This is a genomic window from Stenotrophomonas sp. NY11291 (assembly GCF_023277365.1).
GTDB lineage: Bacteria > Pseudomonadota > Gammaproteobacteria > Xanthomonadales > Xanthomonadaceae > Stenotrophomonas > Stenotrophomonas geniculata.
This window is the reverse complement of record NZ_CP096975.1, coordinates 4287263-4304521: the sequence shown is the minus strand read 5'-3', so window position 1 is coordinate 4304521 and position 17259 is coordinate 4287263. Positions and strand designations below refer to the sequence as shown.

General features: G+C 66.7%; 16 protein-coding genes. 4 read left to right on the top strand and 12 right to left on the bottom strand.

Going from position 1 to position 17259, the window contains the following annotated elements:
- Nucleotides 1-32: 32 nt before the first annotated feature.
- The 7 genes from M1L61_RS20010 to M1L61_RS19980 form a co-directional block, all read right to left on the bottom strand.
- Nucleotides 33-1385 (bottom strand): ATP-binding protein, encoded by a 1353-nt coding sequence (locus tag M1L61_RS20010; RefSeq protein ID WP_010481333.1) that lies wholly within the window; start codon nt 1383-1385, stop codon nt 33-35.
- Nucleotides 1382-2728, bottom strand: coding sequence for a sigma-54 dependent transcriptional regulator (locus M1L61_RS20005; protein WP_010481334.1), 1347 nt, complete (start codon nt 2726-2728; stop codon nt 1382-1384). Before M1L61_RS20005 ends, M1L61_RS20010 begins: the two co-directional genes overlap by 4 nt.
- Nucleotides 2729-2851: 123 nt before the next feature.
- Nucleotides 2852-3229, bottom strand: a complete 378-nt coding sequence (locus tag M1L61_RS20000) for a PDZ domain-containing protein (protein ID WP_019338856.1) — start codon at nt 3227-3229, stop codon at nt 2852-2854.
- A 16-nt stretch (nt 3230-3245) separates the two neighbouring features.
- Nucleotides 3246-4463 (bottom strand): FtsX-like permease family protein, encoded by a 1218-nt coding sequence (locus tag M1L61_RS19995; protein WP_010481336.1) that lies wholly within the window; start codon nt 4461-4463, stop codon nt 3246-3248.
- Between the two features lie 20 nt (nt 4464-4483).
- Nucleotides 4484-5782: an ABC transporter permease gene (locus M1L61_RS19990; protein ID WP_049411040.1), complete on the bottom strand. Its 1299-nt coding sequence runs from the start codon at nt 5780-5782 to the stop codon at nt 4484-4486.
- A 10-nt stretch (nt 5783-5792) separates the two neighbouring features.
- A complete protein-coding gene (locus M1L61_RS19985; RefSeq protein WP_014038558.1) occupies nt 5793-6518 on the bottom strand; it encodes an ABC transporter ATP-binding protein in 726 nt (241 codons plus the stop codon).
- A gap of 35 nt (nt 6519-6553) precedes the next feature.
- Nucleotides 6554-7831 (bottom strand): efflux RND transporter periplasmic adaptor subunit, encoded by a 1278-nt coding sequence (locus M1L61_RS19980; RefSeq protein ID WP_010481341.1) that lies wholly within the window; start codon nt 7829-7831, stop codon nt 6554-6556.
- A gap of 203 nt (nt 7832-8034) precedes the next feature.
- Here M1L61_RS19980 and glmS point away from each other — a divergent pair, with 203 nt between their 5' ends.
- Both glmS and M1L61_RS19970 read left to right on the top strand, forming a co-directional pair.
- Nucleotides 8035-9873 carry a glutamine--fructose-6-phosphate transaminase (isomerizing) gene (gene glmS, locus M1L61_RS19975; protein ID WP_010481343.1) on the top strand — a complete coding sequence of 613 codons (1839 nt, stop codon included), beginning with the start codon at nt 8035-8037 and terminating at the stop codon, nt 9871-9873.
- Nucleotides 9874-10318: 445 nt separating this feature from the next.
- Nucleotides 10319-10750, top strand: coding sequence for a CBS domain-containing protein (locus M1L61_RS19970; RefSeq protein ID WP_005411115.1), 432 nt, complete (start codon nt 10319-10321; stop codon nt 10748-10750).
- A 67-nt stretch (nt 10751-10817) separates the two neighbouring features.
- Here M1L61_RS19970 and M1L61_RS19965 read toward each other — a convergent pair whose 3' ends face one another.
- Both M1L61_RS19965 and gloA read right to left on the bottom strand, forming a co-directional pair.
- The gene (locus M1L61_RS19965; protein ID WP_019338853.1) at nt 10818-11246 is read right to left on the bottom strand and encodes a VOC family protein; all 429 of its coding nucleotides are present in this window, start codon (nt 11244-11246) and stop codon (nt 10818-10820) included.
- A gap of 124 nt (nt 11247-11370) precedes the next feature.
- Complete coding sequence (gloA, locus tag M1L61_RS19960; protein ID WP_143994547.1) at nt 11371-11889, bottom strand: lactoylglutathione lyase; 519 nt, start codon at nt 11887-11889, stop codon at nt 11371-11373.
- Between the two features lie 122 nt (nt 11890-12011).
- On the opposite strand from gloA, the gene M1L61_RS19955 reads away from it, so the two are divergent.
- On the top strand, nt 12012-13124 hold the full coding sequence (locus M1L61_RS19955; RefSeq protein ID WP_010481349.1) for a PLP-dependent cysteine synthase family protein: 1113 nt from the start codon (nt 12012-12014) through the stop codon (nt 13122-13124).
- A 36-nt stretch (nt 13125-13160) separates the two neighbouring features.
- On the opposite strand, the gene M1L61_RS19950 is transcribed toward M1L61_RS19955, so the two are convergent.
- A complete protein-coding gene (locus M1L61_RS19950) occupies nt 13161-13565 on the bottom strand; it encodes a hypothetical protein (protein ID WP_248853995.1) in 405 nt (134 codons plus the stop codon).
- A gap of 170 nt (nt 13566-13735) precedes the next feature.
- Here M1L61_RS19950 and M1L61_RS19945 point away from each other — a divergent pair, with 170 nt between their 5' ends.
- Nucleotides 13736-15766: a M3 family metallopeptidase gene (locus M1L61_RS19945; protein ID WP_248853994.1), complete on the top strand. Its 2031-nt coding sequence runs from the start codon at nt 13736-13738 to the stop codon at nt 15764-15766.
- 82 nt (nt 15767-15848) lie between these two features.
- On the opposite strand, the gene M1L61_RS19940 is transcribed toward M1L61_RS19945, so the two are convergent.
- Both M1L61_RS19940 and M1L61_RS19935 read right to left on the bottom strand, forming a co-directional pair.
- Nucleotides 15849-16652 (bottom strand): SDR family oxidoreductase, encoded by an 804-nt coding sequence (locus M1L61_RS19940; protein WP_248853993.1) that lies wholly within the window; start codon nt 16650-16652, stop codon nt 15849-15851.
- A complete protein-coding gene (locus M1L61_RS19935) occupies nt 16649-17215 on the bottom strand; it encodes a DUF1415 domain-containing protein (RefSeq protein WP_029379749.1) in 567 nt (188 codons plus the stop codon). Before M1L61_RS19935 ends, M1L61_RS19940 begins: the two co-directional genes overlap by 4 nt.
- Nucleotides 17216-17259: the final 44 nt, after the last annotated feature.

The window sequence follows — 17259 nt, the reverse complement described above, 5'->3', positions numbered from 1 at the left end:
GGCACGTCCACGCATGGCGTGGATCTGCCCGCTCAGCCCACCGGCAACAGAATCGACACGCACAGCCCGCCATCGCCGCGGTTCTGCAACGACACCCGACCACCGTGGGCCTCCACGATCTCGCGGGTCAGGGCCAGCCCCAGCCCGGTGCCATTGCGCTTGGTCGAATAGAACGGCATCAGTGCGTTCTGCAGCACCTGCTCGTTCATGCCCTTGCCACGATCCAGCACGTCCAGCCGCAGCCACTGCGGCAGCCGCGTCAGCTGCACCTGTACGTCATCGTTTGGGGGCTCTGCTTCGGCGCAGGCTTCGTGCGCGTTCTTCAACAGGTTCAGCAGCGCCTGCCCGAACTGCGCGATGTCGATGCGGCTGCTCAGTTCTTCGTCCGGCTCGCGCTCCATGGTAAACGGGATCTGCTGGCGCAAGCTGGACAGGAAGGGGGCCCAGTGCACGGTCTGCAGTTGCGGCTGCGGCAACTTGGCAAAGCGTGCGTAGCCACGGATGAAGCCTTCCAGGTGACGCGCCCGGTCCTCGATGGTGGTGAAGATCTCGGGCAGCCGGTCAAAGCGCTCACGCTGCACCAGCACGCCGCCGGAATGGGCGAGCGAAGCGATCGGCGCCAGCGAGTTGTTCAGTTCGTGGCTGATCACCCGGATTACCTTCTTCCAGGTCTGCACTTCCTGGCGGCGCAGTTCGGCGGTCAGCAGCCGCACCAGCAACAGGTCGTGCGGGCGGCCGTTGAGCTGGAACGCGCGGCGCGAGAGGTGGTAGACCTGCTCGTCATCCTCGTCGCCGTCCTCGCCCTCGGCATGCACCGCGAACAGGCTGTCACCGCCACGGGCGATGGCATCGCGCAGTTCCACCGGCACCTGTTCCAGCACGTCTTCCAGGCGCTGGCCTTCCAGCTTCCAGCCGCCATGCAGCAGCTTGCGTGCCGCCAGATTGGAGAACACCACGCGGGCGATGCCATCACCGCCCGAGGCGATCAGCAGCATCGCCACCGGCGTGTTCTGCACCATCGTGTCCAGCAGCAGTTCACGCTGCACCAGGCCTTGCCGCTGCTCACGCAGTACATCTCCCAGTTCGCGGTGGGCCTGCACCAGGTCGCCCAGCTCGTCGTTCCCCGGCCAGTGCACGCCGAAGTTGTACTCGCCGTCGCGATAGCTGCTGGTGGTACCCGCCAGGGCCCGCATCAGAGATCGCACCGGGGCGGTCGCCCGGCGCAGGGTCCACCACATCAACGACAGCAGGATCAACGCCGACACCGTGGTCACCACCCAGCCATGGTCCATCCAGTAGGCCAGCAGCCACGGCAGTGCCGCCGCCAGTGCCAATACCGGCAGCAGGCGCAGGAACAGGCGGAAAGTGAACGAGCGCCGTTTCATTCGCGCGGAATACCGTGGCGGTCCATGCGCCGGTACAGCGCCTGGCGGCTCAGGCCGAGTTCGGCGGCGGCCTGGGCGATGACGCCATGGTTGCGCGCCAGCACATCCTCGATGCGTGCACGGTCGGGATCATTGCCCGCACTGGGGGCCGGGCGCGGTGTGGCGGCTGCGCGCGGCAGGTTGAGATCGGCCACTTCGATGCGGTTGCCGGTGGCCAGCAGCTCGGCGCGCTGGATCACGTTGCGCAACTCGCGCACGTTGCCCGGCCAGGGGTGCCGCTGCAAGGCCGCGGTGGCCGCAGTGGACAACGGCTTGCCAGCGGTCAGGAAGCGCTCGGCCAGCGGCACGATGTCGCCCGGTCGTTCGGCCAGCGGCGGCAGCACCAGTTCTACCGTGTTGAGGCGGTAATAGAGGTCTTCGCGGAAGGTACCGTCGCGGATCATCGCCGGCAGGTCGGCATTGGTCGCGCTGACCACGCGGACCTTGACCTGGCGCTCGCGGTTGGAGCCCAGGCGCTCGAAGCGGCCGGTTTCCAGCACGCGCAGCAGCTTCATCTGCCCGCCCAGTGACAGGTTGCCGATCTCATCCAGGAACAGGGTGCCGCCATCGGCTGCCTCGAACTTGCCTTCGCGGGCCTTGTTGGCGCCGGTATACGCACCGGCTTCGGCACCGAACAGTTCGGCTTCGATCAGTTCCGAGGGCAGCGCGCCGCAGTTGACTGCCACGAACGGCCCTTTGGCCACCAGGGAATTGGCCTGGATGATCTGCGCGATCTTTTCCTTGCCGGCACCGTTCGCGCCGGTGATCAATACCGGCAGTTCCGAGCGTGCGACCTGGCAGGCCAGCGCGATCACGCGCTCGCTGGCGGGGTCGGCGAAGACCGCGCCGCACAGGTCGTACTTCTCTTCCAGTGCGTTGCGCTGGTGCAGTTCACGGCTGCGGCGCCGGTCCAGTTCGCGGCGCGCCTCGGACAGTTCCAGCAGGTTGTTGACCGTGGTCATCAGCTTGCGGTCGTCCCAGGGCTTGGCCAGGTAGTCGGCGGCGCCGGCCTTGACCAGGTCCACGGCGCTGCTCAGATGGGTCCACGCCGTGAGCAGGATCACCGGCAGGTCCGGATGGCGCGCGCGGATCTGCGCGAACAGGGCCTCGCCTTCCTCGCCGGAGGTGGTGTCCTCGCTGAAGTTCATGTCCTGGATGACCAGGTCGACCGGCTGTGATTCGAGCAGCGCCAGCCCGTCGGCGGGCGTCTGCGCCTGCAGGGTGTCGATGTCGTGCAGGGAGAACAGTACGTCCAGCGCGGTACCCACGCTGGCGTTGTCGTCGATGATCAGGATCGCAGGCATCAAACGGTTCTGCAGAAAGGGATGGGCGGCGCCGTTGGAGCCGTTCGTGTCCACGCACCGGGAGAGCCCGGCGCCACCCATCAAGCATAGCCAAACCCGTGGCTGTGCAGGAGCGGCCCCTGCTCAGCGCCGGGGAGGCGCCGGGGGCGCTGGCGGCGCAGGTGGCGGCGGCACTTCCAGTGCCTGGCGCCAGGCTGCGGCGTCGACCGCCACCGTCAGTTCGCGTCTGTCGCGGCGCAGCAACAGATAGGCGGTGGCGGCGTGGGAATGGCGCAGTGCCTCGGCCAGATGTTCGACCCGGCGCACCGCCGTGTCGTCCACGCGGAGGATGCGATCACCGCTGCGCACGCCGAAGCGTGCTTCCGGGCTGGCAGCCTCCACGCGCACTTGGCCCTCGGTCGAGCGCAGTGACAGCCGCGCGGCATCCTGGCGCCATTCCAGTGTCTGCGCGTTGCCACCGCCGGCCAGCGCCGGCAGCGGCAGGAGCAGCATCAGGCACATCGCGCAGGCACGCATCTCAGGCGCCCCGCGTGGCGACCGCAGGCGGTACCGCCGCCGCACGCCGTGCCGGACCGAACACCGCGATCTGGCCCAGCACCCACAGCAGCAGCGCACCCAGCGGCAGGTAGTACAGCGGCATGCGCGGCAGCTCGTACAGGTTCATCAGCGCCAGGTTGATCGCGTAGGCCGCCAGCATGCCCAGCACGATGCCCAGCGAGGCCAGCAGGAAGTTCTCGGTCTGGAAGTAGCGCAGGATCTGCCCGCGGGTCGCGCCCAGCGCACGGCGGATGCCGATCTGCTTGCTGCGCTGCTGCACCCAGAAGCTGGCCAGGCCGATGATGCCCAGCGCAGTGACCACCAGCAGCGAGATGCTGACGGTGATCAGCAGGCCGACCATCGCGCGGTCGTTCTTGAAGAAGTCCTTGCGCTGGTCTTCATAGGTCAGCTTGTCGCGCATCAGCCGGTTGGGATCGTTGCGTTCCAGCGCGGCGGCACCGGCATCGAGGACCTCCTGGCGGCGCTCTGGCGAAGTGCGCAGCACATAGGTGCCACCTTCATCGAAGGTGCGCCGCATGGGCAGCAGCATCGAGTTGGTCCAGTTGTCATTCCAGCCATTGGGCGTGCTGAGCGTGTCGACGATGCCGACCACATGCAGCGGCTGCTTGCCCATGTAGTAGGTCTTGCCCAGCGCACTGCCGTTGGGTTCCATCTTGGCGGCGGTGGCCTGGGTGAAGATCACCGGAATCGCCTTTTCCTTGGCACCGCCCTTGCTGGCGTCTTCGAAGTTCTGGTATTCGTCGGGCAGGAAATCGCGGCCTGCGATCAGGTTGATGCCCATCGTGGCCAGCCCGTTCTCGGACAGGGTGTACATCGAGGCGTTGGTGGTCGGCCGTTCCTGGTCGACCTCGCGCGAGATGCTGCTGCTGGAGGAGCCGTTGCGGAAGGGAACCTGGTTGATGATGGTGACGTTGCTGACGCCAGGAATCGCGCGCAGCGATGCCAGGTCCTCGCGGGTGCGGGCCATGGCGTCGGTCTGCTTGCCGATGCCACTGACGCGCAGCATCACCAGTTCGCTCTCGGCGATGCCGCTGGGCATGCTGATCTTCTCCACGCGCTGGCTGACCAGGAACAGCGCGTTGCAGACGATGGCGCAGGTCAGTGCGACTTCCAGCACGATCAGGGCAGCGGCAGTCTTGTGCCGGCGCAGCGTGCTGAGGATGGGGCGGATGTCCATGGGAGTCCTCGTTCGGGTGCTTACTGCGACTTGAGCTGGATGGCCGGGGTGACCTGCATGGCGCGCCAGGCGGGCAGGAAACCGGCAGCAAGGCTGGCGAGCAGGGTCAGGCCCAGTGCGAGCAGCAGCATGTTGCCGTCCAGGTGGGCCAGCTTGGCGTATTCCACCGGTTGCTGGCGCACCGCGAACAGGCCGAGCAGCGCCAGGCCGATACCCAGCACGCCACCGACCACGCCGACCGCACCTGCTTCCACCAGGCATTGCAGGAAGATCTGGCCGCGGCTGGCACCGAGCGCGCGGCGCACGCCGATCTCACCGCTGCGACGCAGGAACTTGGCCAGCAGCAGGCCCACCGTGTTGACCAGGCAGACACCCAGGAAGCCCAACGCCAGCCACAGCTGCAGGCGCACGTCGCTGGGCACCGCGCCGTTGAAGTCAAGCCATTCCATCACGGTGCGCAGGCGCACGTTCGGCGGATGCTTGAAGCGGCCGGCCTCGCGCTGCTGGGTCGAGTAGTTCTCCAGGTAACGACGGTAGTCGCCAGCCTTGGCCGGGTCCATCTCCACCCAGTACTGCAGCCACGCGCACGGTGCGTTGAGCGAATAGCTGTTGCCGTCGGGATTCTCGCCGAAGCAGTTCATGTTGCCGTTGCTGCCCAGCTTCAGGTCGAAGGAGGTGGAGATCGGCAGCAGCAGGTCTTCGTTCTTGCCGTAGCTGCCAGTGGTCAGGTCGTAGAAGTGCGGCTCCGGGCTCCATTCCTTCATCACGCCGACGATGCGGTAGCTCTGGCCTTCCATGCGCAGGTCGCGGCCCACGCTGTTGGCACCCTGGTACAGCTTGTCATTGAGCGCCTTGGAGATGACCACCACGCGCGCACGGCCTTCATCGTCCTCGCGCGTCCAGGGGCGGCCGTACTGCATGGGCACCTCGAACATCGGGAAGAAGTCGGCCGAGGTCCAGCGGGTGTCGATGCTGAAGGGCTTGAGGGTGCTGTTGTCCGGTTCGATGGTGCCGCCGCCGCCGCTCATCAGCGCCTGGCGCTCGCCCTTGGCTTCGCGCAGCAGGGCTTCACCGTCGAAGCGGGTCAGCTGGGTTTCCGGCTCCTCGCCGGCGACGTAGGCGCCGGTCGCGGCGTCGAGCTGGACGTAGAACAGGCGGTCGCTCTTGCCGGGAATCGGGTCACCGGACAGCACGTGGAACACGGTCAGGGTGGTCATCGAGGCGCCGATGCCGAGCGCGATGGCAACCACCATCAGCGCGGTCAGGACCTTGTTGCGGCGGAAGCTGCGCACCGCCAGTCGGGCGTAGTAGGCGAACATGGTGGGGCCCTCACTCGTTGACGGCGACGATGTGGCGCGGCGGCGTGGCCAGCACCGGCTCGCGCACCAGGTCGGTCACCTGGCCATCAACGATGTGCACGTTGCGCTGGGCGCGCGCGGCCAGTTCCGGATCGTGGGTGACCATCACGATGGTGGTGCCGGCAGCGTTGATCTCCTCCAGCAGCTCCATCACGCCGCGGGCCATCTGCGTGTCCAGGTTGCCGGTCGGTTCGTCGGCCAGCAGCAGGCGCGGGCTGCCTGCCAGGGCACGTGCGATCGCCGCGCGCTGCTGCTGGCCGCCGGACAGCTCGTTCGGGTAGTGCTTCATGCGCGAGCCGAGGCCGACCTGGGTCAGCGCCTTCTCGATGCGTTCGCGGCGCTCGTTGGCGCTCATCTTGCGATAGCGCAGCGGCACGTCGACGTTGTCGAACAGGTTCAGGTCGGGGATCAGGTTGAAGCCCTGGAAGATGAAGCCGATCTTCTGGTTGCGCAGGCGGCTGCGCGCATCATCGCCCAGCGTGCTCACGTCCTGGCCGTCCAGCATGTAGGTGCCACTGGTGAAGGTTTCCAGCAGGCCGGCGATGTTGAGGAAGGTGGTCTTGCCGGAGCCTGACGGGCCGGTGACCGCGACGAACTCACCTTCCTTGACCTGCAGTTCCAGTGAGCGCAGTGCGTGGGTTTCCACCTGTTCGGTGCGGAAGACCTTGGCGACCGAACGCATTTCGAGCATGTACATGGGGTGTCCTCTCTCCAGGATTCAGGGTTCAGGTATCAGTTGACGGAGACGCGTTCGGCGTCCTTGAACAGGTCGCTGCCGGAGACCACGATGCGGTCGCCCGGTTGCACACCCGACTTGATTTCCACTTCGCCCAGGCTGCTGACGCCCAGTTCGACCGGACGGCGCACGGCGGTGCGGCCATCCATCACGTAGGCCACGCCGTTGCCCTGTTCGACGAACGGACCGCGCTCGACCTTCAGCACGTTCTTGCGGGTATCGAGCAGCACGCGCACCGACATCCGCTGGCTCTGGCGCAGGCCTTCCGGCTGCGCGCTGGCGAAGCGCACGCGGGCATTGACCTCGCCATTGACCACTTCCGGCGACACCGCGCTGATCTCACCCGGGAACGGCTGGCCATTGCCGCCGGTCAGCTGTGCCGGCATGCCGATCGCCAGGTCGCGGGCGAAGCTTTCCGGCACCTTGATCTCGACCTCGAACTTGGACAGATCGACCACGCCCAGCACCGGCGCATTGGCGGCCAGGTTGGTGGACTGGACGGCCTGCACCTGGCCGACCTGGCCATCGAACGGGGCGCGCAGGGTCAGTGCATCGACCTGGCGCTGCACCTCGGCCACCACGGCCTTCTGGCGGTCGGCCAGCAGGCGCTTGTTGCGGGCATCCAGGTCGGCGCCCTGGCTCTGCAGGCGTGCGTCGGTGGTGGCGTTGGCCAGGGTGATGTCGGCCTTCTTCAGCGAGTCCTTGGCTTTGGCCAGATCGATCTGCGGTACTGCACCGCCGTCGTAACCGCGCTGGTAGCGCTGCAGGTCGCGGTCGGCGGCCTGCCGCTCGATGGTGGCCTGGTCGGTTTCCTTGCGCGACTTGGCGCGGGCCAGGGTGGCGTCCAGCGCGGCGCGGCTGGCCTCGGCTTCCAGGCCGGCCAGGGTGGCCTGTTCCTGGGCCAGCTTGCTGCGCAGTTCCGGGCTGTCGATGATGGCCAGCTCCTGGCCCTTCTTCACCACATCGCCGGCGACCACCTTCAGGTCCACGGTACCGGCCGAGATGGCGTACAGGACCGGGCTGTTGGCGGCGATCACGCGGCCGTCGGCGGCGATGTCGCGGACCAGGTCGCCGCGCTTCACTTCGGCGATGCGCACGCGGCTGCTGTCGAAGGAGCGGCTGGCGTTGGACCAGGCGTGCACGGCCCAGCCGATGCCGGCGAGCAGCACGATGGCGCCCAGTGCCGGCCAGCGGTAGCGCTGCCAGTTGGCGCGGGTGGTGCCGGCCGGGGCGGAGGAAACGATCTGGTCCTGTGCGGAAGTGTCGCGGATCATCGGGTGCGTGCCTGACGGTGGTAGCCAGTACCAAGCACGTAGCGTGCCAAGTTTATTTCCTTTCATGTCAATGAGTTGGGCGGCGTGCTGAAGTGTCCGGGTGTCCGCGGACACCTTTCCGGACACTTTCATTAAGCGGACAGGAGGGGGAGCGCGGGCCCGCAGGCTAGAATGCGCCGATCGTCTTCAAGGAAACGCGTGACATGTGTGGAATCGTGGGTGCGATCGCTGATCGCGACGTAGTGCCGGTGCTGATCGAGGGTCTGAAGCGCCTTGAGTACCGTGGTTACGATTCCTCGGGCATCGCGGTGATCGACCAGGGTGAGCGCCGCGATGTGCGTCGTGTGCGTCGTACCGGTCGTGTGTCGGAAATGGCCACTGCGGCCGAGGCCGAGGGCTTCAACGCGGTGCTGGGCATCGGCCACACCCGCTGGGCCACCCATGGCGGTGTCACCGAGGCCAACGCGCATCCGCACATCAGCCACGGCGTGGCGCTGGTGCACAACGGCATCATCGAGAACCACGAAGAGCAGCGCGAGAAACTGCGCGCGCTGGGCTACACCTTCGAGTCGCAGACCGACACCGAAGTCATCGCGCACCTGATCCACCATCACCTGAAGGACGGCGACGACCTGCTGGTGGCGCTGCAGCACACGGTGAAGGAACTGACCGGCGCCTACGCGCTGGCCGTGGTCAGCCGTGCCGAGCCGGAGCGCTTCGTCTGTGCGCGCATGGGCTGCCCGCTGCTGGTCGGCCTGGGCGAGGGTGAGAACTTCGTCGCCTCCGACGTCTCGGCGGTGATCTCGGCCACGCGCAAGGTGATCTTCCTGGAGGAAGGCGACACCGCCGAAATCCGCCGTGACGGCGTGCGCATCTTCGATGAGCATGACCAGCCCATCGAGCGCGACGTGCATCTGTCCGATGTGTCGCTGGCTTCGCTGGAGCTGGGCCCGTACCGCCACTTCATGCAGAAGGAAATCCACGAGCAGCCGCGCGCGCTGGGCGACACCATCGAGGCGGCGATCGACGCCGGTGGTTTCCCGGCCGAGCTGTTCGGCAAGAATGCCGAAGCCGTGCTGTCGGGCATTGAAGGCGTGCAGATCATCGCCTGCGGTACCAGCTATTACTCCGGCCTGACCGCGCGCTACTGGATCGAGGCCATCGCCGGCCTGCCGTGCAGCGTGGAAATCGCCAGCGAGTACCGCTATCGCGCGGCCTATGCGAACCCCAAGCATCTGATCGTGACCATCTCGCAGTCCGGCGAAACGCTGGATACGATGGAAGCACTGAAGTACGCCAAGTCGTTGGGCCATAAGCACACGCTGTCGATCTGCAACGTGCCGGAAAGTGCGATTCCGCGCGCCAGCGAACTGGTCTGCTACACCCGCGCCGGCGCCGAGATCGGCGTGGCCTCGACCAAGGCCTTCACCACCCAGCTGGCCGCGCTGTTCCAGCTGACCGTGGTGCTGGGCAAGCTGCATGGCCGCATCGACGCCGCGCAGGAAGCGGACTACCTGGAGCAGCTGCGCTTCCTGCCGGGCAGCGTGCAGCACGCGCTGAACATGGAACCGCAGATCGCTGCCTGGGCCGAGCGTTTCGCGCGCAAGAGCAGCGCATTGTTCCTGGGCCGCGGCCTGCATTACCCGATCGCGCTGGAAGGCGCGCTCAAGCTCAAGGAAATCTCCTACATCCACGCCGAGGCCTACCCGGCCGGTGAACTGAAGCATGGCCCGCTGGCGCTGGTGGACGAGGACATGCCGGTGGTGGTGATCGCGCCCAACGACAGCCTGCTGGAGAAGGTGAAATCGAACATGCAGGAAGTGCGTGCGCGTGGCGGCGAGCTGTTCGTGTTCGCCGACCAGGACAGCAACTTCAACGCGTCCGAAGGCGTGCACGTGATCCGTACGCCGCGTCATGCCGGCGTGCTCAGCCCGATCGTGCACACCATTCCGGTGCAGCTGCTGGCGTACCACACCGCGCTGGCACGTGGCACCGACGTGGACAAGCCGCGCAACCTGGCCAAGAGCGTGACGGTGGAGTAAAGCACTCCCGGCTCTGTTGGATGTTGTATGCGAAAGGGGCCTGCGTGGCCCCTTTCGTTTGCGTCGGTAGCCGTGGAAAGTGGGACAGCCGCCGCGCGCTTTGTCCGCCTTCGGCAGGGCGCACTCAATCTTTAACGCGTGGCACCGCCAGTATTCAGCGGCGGTTTCAGCCGCGGTGCCATTCTCTGGATCGTCAGTTGGTTCCCACGACGAACTGTCCCATCGATGCCGGTAGTGACCGATGGTCGCAGTCGTAGAATCACTTTGACCGAGGGCCGGGTTGCGCCGTTGAGCCCACCTCGTTCGCGTTGCAGCACGTCGTCTGCCGATCCATTCCAAGCGGCAGCCGGGTGCGCCAGACGTGCGCTGAAAGGTCTGTTCCCGGGGAGGGGGCGTATCGGAAGAGCACACTTTTTGACTTAGTGACCTGCACCAGGAAACAAGAATGAACGTCCGCGAACTCCTGCAATCCAAGAAAGAAGCTGTCATCACCATCGACGCCGAAGACACCATCGGTGCCGCCGCCCACAAGATGAGCGCGAACAGGATCGCTGCGCTGGTGGTGATGAAGGACGATGCCCCGGTCGGCATCATTTCCGAAAAGGACATCGTGCGTACCTTGGCCGACGACGGCCCGCAGGCCGGCCGCCGGGTGATCTCCAGCCTGCCGTCCACCGGTCTGGAAGGCATTGCGCCGGAGGCCACCCTGAAGCAGGCCATGTCGTTGATGACGTACTCGCGGCGCCGTCATCTGATGGTCACTGAAGGCACCCGACTGGTCGGCATCCTCAGCCTGGGCGACATCGTGAAGAACCTGTTGGGCGAGCTGGAACTGGAAAAGGCCGTGCTGCAGGACATCTACATGGCGGCGCACTGAGGACTGGATCCTTGGACGCAGAGAAGCCGGGCATTGCCCGGCTTCTTCGTTCACGGCATCGGTGAAATCAGAAAGTGACCTTCACCGAGTCGGCGCTGTACTTGGCTGGGCCGTGGTAGACCACTTCAATGTTGTTGCCATCGGGATCGAGCACGAACGCGCCGTAGTAGCCCGGATGGTAGGGGCGTTCGCCCGGTGCACCGTTGTCGGTGCCGCCGGCGGCGATGGCTGCAGTGTGGAAGGCATCAACGGTGGCGCTGTCGCGCGCTTGGAACGCCAGGTGGTGGCGGCCGGTCAGCTGGCCGGCGGCAGCCTCGCTGCTGGCGCTGGAAATGAACAGCTCATCGGCCCAGAAGTAATCATCGCCTTCGCCGGCGATTGGAATGCCGATCGTATCGAACACCGCCTGATAGAAGCGGCGGCTGGCGGCCAGGTCACGCACCACCAGCTGGATGTGGTCGATCAATCGCCCACGGTGCAGTTCCATCGTTTCCATACGAACCTCGTAAAAAAGGGGACGGAGTCGGTAGCGCCGGGCCGTGCCCGGCGAGCGCGCAGCGCGGCCTGCTCAAGGCCGCCGGGCATGGCCCGGCGCTACCGGAATTGTGCCCCTTTCCGGGTCAGACGTTGGCGATGATCTCGACCCAGTAGCCGTCCGGGTCCTTGATGAAGGCCAGGTTCTTCATGCGGCCGTCGGTCAGGCGCTTCTGGAAGGTCACGCCCAGGTCCTCGAAGCGCTGGCAGGCGGCCTCGATGTCCGGCACCGACACGCAGATGTGGCCGAAGCCGCGCGGGTCGCTGTTGCCGTCGTGGTAGACCGGACCGTCCTGGGTCTCGGTGCCGTGGTTGTGGGTCAGCTCCAGCACGCCCGGCAGGCCGGCCATCCACAGGCGGCGCTGGGCATCGTCTTCCGGCACCACCGTACCGGCCGGTACGTAGGCCAGGAAGTACAGGCTGAACTGGGCGTCCGGGAAGTCGCGCTTGTCGATCAGCTGGTAGCCGAGCACGCGGGTGTAGAAGTCCAGCGAGGCGGTGATGTCCTTGACCCGCAGCATGGTGTGGTTGAACACGAAGCCGGTGGTTTCGGCCGGGGCCTGGGCGGCGACGCCGGGGACATCGCGCAGGGCGGGAATGGTCATGGGGGAGGTCCTTCAGACAGGGCCGTTGCAGGCCGGATGGGGTCATTCTACCGGCCGTCACCTGACGGCACCGCGACGTACAATGGGCGGATCGCACCGTTCCGTTCTGAGCATTGCCCGCCATGTCGCAGCGTGAATGGGTGGCTGCTGCCATCCGCAAGATCGAAGCCGATTTCAACCGTTCCGCCGATACCCACCTGATCCCGTTGGCGCTGCCCGGGTTCGAGGGCATCGACCTGTACCTGAAGGATGAATCGAGCCATCCCACCGGCAGCCTCAAGCACCGGCTGGCGCGCTCGCTGTTCCTGTATGCGCTGGCCAATGGCTGGCTGCGCGAAGGGCGGCCGGTGATCGAGGCGTCCAGCGGCTCGACCGCTGTCTCCGAAGCCTATTTCGCGCGACTGCTCGGTTTGCCGTTCATTGCGGTGATCCCGGCCACGACCTCGCCGGAGAAGATCGCGGCGATCGAATTCCATGGCGGTCGCTGCCATCTGGTCGAGCGTGCCTGCGACCTCAACGGTGAGTCGGAAAAGCTGGCCCGTGAAACCGGCGGCCACTTCATGGACCAGTTCACCTATGCCGAGCGCGCCACCGACTGGCGGGCCAACAACAACATTGCCGAGTCCATCTTCAAGCAGATGGCGGAAGAGCCGAGCCCGGTTCCGGAATGGATCGTGTGCAGCCCCGGCACCGGCGGTACCGCAGCGACGCTGGGCCGCTATGTCAGCTACCGTCGGCATGACACCCGCATCCTCTGTGCAGACCCGGAAGTATCGGTGTTCTTCGACGGATACCAGTCCGCCGTGGCCGGTGAGCAGGACTGGCGTGGCCTGACCTGCAGCGGCGGTTCGCGCGTGGAAGGCATCGGCCGGCCGCGGGTGGAGCCGAGCTTCATCCCGACCAGTGTGGATGCGATGGTGAAGGTGCCCGACGCGCTGAGCCTGGCCGCGATGCGCCATGTCAGCCGCCAGCTCGGCCGCCGCGTCGGTGGCTCCACCGGCACCAACTTCATTGGTGTGCTGCAGGCCGCGCAGTGGATGCGCGAGGCGGGCCATCAGGGCAGCATCGTCAGCATTCTGTGCGACAGCGGCGAGCGTTACGCGCAGAGTTACTACGACCCGGCATGGTACGCGCGGCAGGGCATTGATGTTGAGGGCGCCGATGCACAGCTGGCCGCCGCAGTGGCCGGGCAGGGGTTGCCGGAACTGCCGTGGTGCAGCCTGGAGGCGCTGTAGGTCCGCCGGGCCACGCCCGGCGATCACGAGGGCGTCTCAATACCCCGCCGCGGTGAACGCATCCAGCACCGCATCACGCAGGGCATCGGGCAGCGCCTCGATGTCCATCGCGCGGTCATCAAGATGCAGGCTCGGGTCCAGCGTGCTGGCGCGGCCCTGCGCCAACGCCTGCAGCCACAGCAGCACGCAGATCACGAACTCGCGCTCATGGCCCAGCCGCAGCTGGCTGGCGCCGCGTTCGATCACTTCGAACGGGTACCACTCCTGGGCATCGCTGAACGTGCCGCCCTGCTGCAGCACAGCCTGCAATTGCTGCAGGTGACGCGGGGCGTCGTCGTCGGCATCGCACAATGCGGCGATCCAGGTCAGTTCGGCCGGGCTGGCGGACAATGCCAGTGACCGGGCCGGTGAGGCGGATGCAACTGCAGCCAGACCTTCCATGTAGGGCCTCGTTCGGTGCGTACCGCTGCGGACTCCCCCGCAGCCAGAGCTTCGGTGCGCGACCGTAAGGCCGACGTGAATGCCGGGCCGAGACCCCTTGTCAGCCACGCCTGCCAGCGCCATATCTATCGGGCTGCCCGCCCGCCGGGCCCGTACCCTGGAGACCTGCCGTGACCGTTGCCAACCCCCTGCTCGATTTTTCCGGCCTGCCGCGTTTCGAGGCGATCCGCCCGGAGCACGTGGCGCCGGCGCTGGATGTGCTGCTGGCCGAGGCGGAAGCCGCAGTCAGCGCCGCCGAGCAGGTGCAGCCGGTCACCTGGCAGACCTTCGTGACCCCGCTGGACGATGCCACCGAACGCCTCTGGCGCGCCTGGGGCCTGGTCGGCCACCTGCAGGGCGTGGTCAACACGCCGGAACTGCGCGAGGCCTACAACAGCAATCTGCCGCGGGTGACCCGCTTTGCCAGTGCACTGGGCCAGAACCTGGCGTTGTATCGCCAGTACCAGGCACTGGCCGGCAGCCCCGAGGCGGCGACCTTCGACGAGGCCCAGCGCAAGGTGCTGGACAACACCCTGCGCGATTTCCGCCTGGGGGGCGCCGAACTGGCGCCCGAGGCCCAGCAGCGCTTCGCGGCGATCAAGGAGGAGCTGTCGGCACTGTCGGCGAAGTTCTCGCAGAACGTGCTGGACGCTACCGATGCGTGGTCGCTGATCATCGAGGACGAAGCGCGACTGAAGGGCCTGCCGGAAGATGTGAAGGCCGCCGCGCATGCCGCAGCACAGAAGGATGGCAAGGCCGGCTGGAAACTGACCCTGCAGATGCCGTGCTACCTGCCGGTGCAGACCTGGGGCGAGGACCGCGACCTGCGCGAGATCCTGTACCGCGCCAGTGCGCAGCGTGCGTCCGAATTCGGCGACGACGCGCTGGACAACAGCGGCAACATCGACCGCATCCTGGCCCTGCGCGCGGAACTGGCCGCGCTGCTCGGCTTCGGTTCGTATGGTGATTATTCGGTGGCGACCAAGATGGCGCAGGACCCTGCCGAAGTGCTCGGTTTCCTGCGTGACCTGGCCTCGCGCGCCAAACCGTTCGCGGCCAAGGACCGTGCCGAGCTGGAGCAGTTCGCGCGCGAGCAACTGGGTATCGGGCAGCTGCAGGCCTGGGACCTGGCGTTCGCCGCCGATCGCCTGAAGCAGGCGCGTTACAGCTATTCCGAGCAGGAAGTGAAGCAGTATTTCACCGAACCGAAGGTGCTGGGCGGCCTGTTCTCGGTGATCGAGCAGCTGTACGGCCTGCGTGTGCAGGAGGACAGCGCGCCAGTGTGGCACGAGGATGTGCGCTTCTTCCGTCTGGTCGATGCGCAGGGCGCACTGGTTGGCCAGTTCTACCTGGACCTGTACGCGCGCGAAGGCAAGCGCGGTGGCGCGTGGATGGATGATTGCCGCAACCGCCGCGTGCGCGCGGACGGCAGTGTGCAGACGCCGCTGGTCTACCTGGTGTGCAACTTCGGTCGCGGTGCCAATGGCAAGCCGGCTACCTTCAGCCACAACGAAGTGACCACGCTGTTCCATGAGATGGGCCATGGCCTGCACCAGCTGCTGACCCGCATCGGCGAGCTGGGTGTGGCCGGCATCAACGGCGTGGAGTGGGACGCGGTCGAGCTGCCGAGCCAGTTCATGGAGAACTTCTGCTGGGAATGGGAGCACCTGCAGGCGATGACCGCGCATGTGGACAGTGGCGAGCCGCTGCCACGCGCGCTGTACGAACGCATGCTGGCTGCACGCAACTTCCATAGCGGCATGGCGACCGTGCGCCAGCTGGAGTTCGGCCTGTTCGACATGCTGCTGCACAGCCAGTTCGAACCGGCGCAGGACAGCGTGCTGGCGCTGCTTGATCGGGTGCGCGCGGAGGTAGCGGTGAATCATCCGCCGGCCTGGAACCGCTTCCCGCACCAGTTCAGCCACATCTTCGCGGGGGGCTATGCGGCCGGCTACTACAGCTACAAGTGGGCCGAGGTGCTGAGCGCCGATGCCTACGCCGCGTTCGAGGAAGCGCCGCAGGCGCTCGCGGAAACCGGTGCACGCTTCCGCGATGAGATCCTGTCGCGGGGTGGCAGCCGCCCGGCGGCGGAGAACTTCAAGGCCTTCCGCGGCCGCGCACCGCAGATCGACGCGCTGCTGCGCCATTCGGGCATGGCGTAAACCGCTCTGGTAGGTGCCAACCTTGGTTGGCACTTCCTGGCAATGGTGCGGACCAAGGTCCGCACCCACCGGAAAGCGGTGCTTATTCGGCGTAGATCATCTTCCGGGTCATGCCGCCGTCGACGACGAAGTCCTGGCCGGTGGTGAAGCCGGACAGTGACGACAGCAGGTACACCGCCAGCGCGCCGATGTCCTCGGGCTGGCCGACCCGGCCGACCGGGTGCTGCGCATGGTCGATGGCCGAGTACTCAGGCTCATGGCGCCGTGAGGGTGCCTGCCACGCAGTGGTGCCGATCCAGCCAGGGCTGATGCTGTTCACCCGCACAGCCGGGCCGCTGCTGATCGCCAGCGCATGGGTAAAGGCCACCAGTCCGCCCTTGGCCGCGGCATAGGCTTCGCTATGTGCTTCGGATTGCCAGGCGCGGGTGGAGGCGATGTTGATGATCGCACCGGCAGCGCTGGCGGTCAGCGCGGGCAATGCATGCTTGCTGCACAAGAACGCGCCGTGCAGCGAGGACAGCCGGCGCTGCCACTCATCCCACTCCATGTCCTGCAGCCGCGTGCCGTGCGGGCCGGCGATGCCCGCGTTGTTGACCAGTCCGTCGATGCGGCCGAAACGCTGCAGCGCCACGGCGATGAAGTCGCGCACGCTGGCTTCGTCGGTGACGTCCAGGCGCTGGAACGCGGCGTCATCACCGCGCTGCCATTCCGCCAGGCACGCCTCGCCGGCCTCCATGTCCAGGTCGCCGATCAGCACGCGGCCCCCGGCACCGAGCACGGCCTGGGCGATGCCGCGGCCGATGCCGTTGGCGCCGCCGGTGATCAGCGCCACCTTGCCCGACAGCGGCGCGACCGGCCATGCGGCAATCGGCGGCACGCGGCTCATGACAGGTCGTCGCCACGCAGGCGGCGATGCCAGCCGTCCACGCCGATGCGGTCCAGGGTCTGGATGTTGCGCTCGACGATCACGTCCGGGTCCGGATAGACGTCCACCGCGCGTGCCACGCTGTCCTCGCGCAGCAGGTGCAGGGTGGGGAAGGGCGCACGGTTGGTGTAGTTGCTGGCGTCGTTGGCGGCCACGCCTTCGAACTGGTAGTCCGGATGGAAGCTCGCCACCTGCAGGATGCCCTGCAGGTCCAGCGCTTCGATTGCCGCGTCGGCGTTGTCGAGGAAATCGTTGTAGTCGAGGAAGTCGGTCAGCACCTGCGGATGCACGATCAGCGTCGTGTCGATCTGCTCGGCCGGCGTATCGCGCAGCAGCACCAGCTCCTCGGCCAGCTGTTCGACCAGTGCTTCGGGCGTGGTCGCATCACTGAGCACGAAACGGACCTGGTCCTTCACGTACACCGCCTTGGCGAACGGGCACAGGTTCAGGCCGATGACGATGCGCTCCAGCCACAGGCGGGTGGCGGCGATCGGGTCATCGGTGGGCAGGTGGGTGTCGGTCATGGCGGGCACGTCGGCTGGCGGGGCGGACATTGTAGGCAGTGTGC

Coding starts and splice junctions, on each gene's coding strand:
- M1L61_RS20010 (WP_010481333.1), bottom strand. CDS start 1,385: ATGAAACGGCGCTCGTTCACTTTCCGCCTGTTCCTGCGCCTGCTGCCG.
- M1L61_RS20005 (WP_010481334.1), bottom strand. CDS start 2,728: ATGCCTGCGATCCTGATCATCGACGACAACGCCAGCGTGGGTACCGCG.
- M1L61_RS20000 (WP_019338856.1), bottom strand. CDS start 3,229: ATGTGCCTGATGCTGCTCCTGCCGCTGCCGGCGCTGGCCGGCGGTGGC.
- M1L61_RS19995 (WP_010481336.1), bottom strand. CDS start 4,463: ATGGACATCCGCCCCATCCTCAGCACGCTGCGCCGGCACAAGACTGCC.
- M1L61_RS19990 (WP_049411040.1), bottom strand. CDS start 5,782: ATGTTCGCCTACTACGCCCGACTGGCGGTGCGCAGCTTCCGCCGCAAC.
- M1L61_RS19985 (WP_014038558.1), bottom strand. CDS start 6,518: ATGTACATGCTCGAAATGCGTTCGGTCGCCAAGGTCTTCCGCACCGAA.
- M1L61_RS19980 (WP_010481341.1), bottom strand. CDS start 7,831: ATGATCCGCGACACTTCCGCACAGGACCAGATCGTTTCCTCCGCCCCG.
- glmS (WP_010481343.1), top strand. CDS start 8,035: ATGTGTGGAATCGTGGGTGCGATCGCTGATCGCGACGTAGTGCCGGTG.
- M1L61_RS19970 (WP_005411115.1), top strand. CDS start 10,319: ATGAACGTCCGCGAACTCCTGCAATCCAAGAAAGAAGCTGTCATCACC.
- M1L61_RS19965 (WP_019338853.1), bottom strand. CDS start 11,246: ATGGAAACGATGGAACTGCACCGTGGGCGATTGATCGACCACATCCAG.
- gloA (WP_143994547.1), bottom strand. CDS start 11,889: ATGACCATTCCCGCCCTGCGCGATGTCCCCGGCGTCGCCGCCCAGGCC.
- M1L61_RS19955 (WP_010481349.1), top strand. CDS start 12,012: ATGTCGCAGCGTGAATGGGTGGCTGCTGCCATCCGCAAGATCGAAGCC.
- M1L61_RS19950 (WP_248853995.1), bottom strand. CDS start 13,565: ATGGAAGGTCTGGCTGCAGTTGCATCCGCCTCACCGGCCCGGTCACTG.
- M1L61_RS19940 (WP_248853993.1), bottom strand. CDS start 16,652: ATGAGCCGCGTGCCGCCGATTGCCGCATGGCCGGTCGCGCCGCTGTCG.
- M1L61_RS19935 (WP_029379749.1), bottom strand. CDS start 17,215: ATGACCGACACCCACCTGCCCACCGATGACCCGATCGCCGCCACCCGC.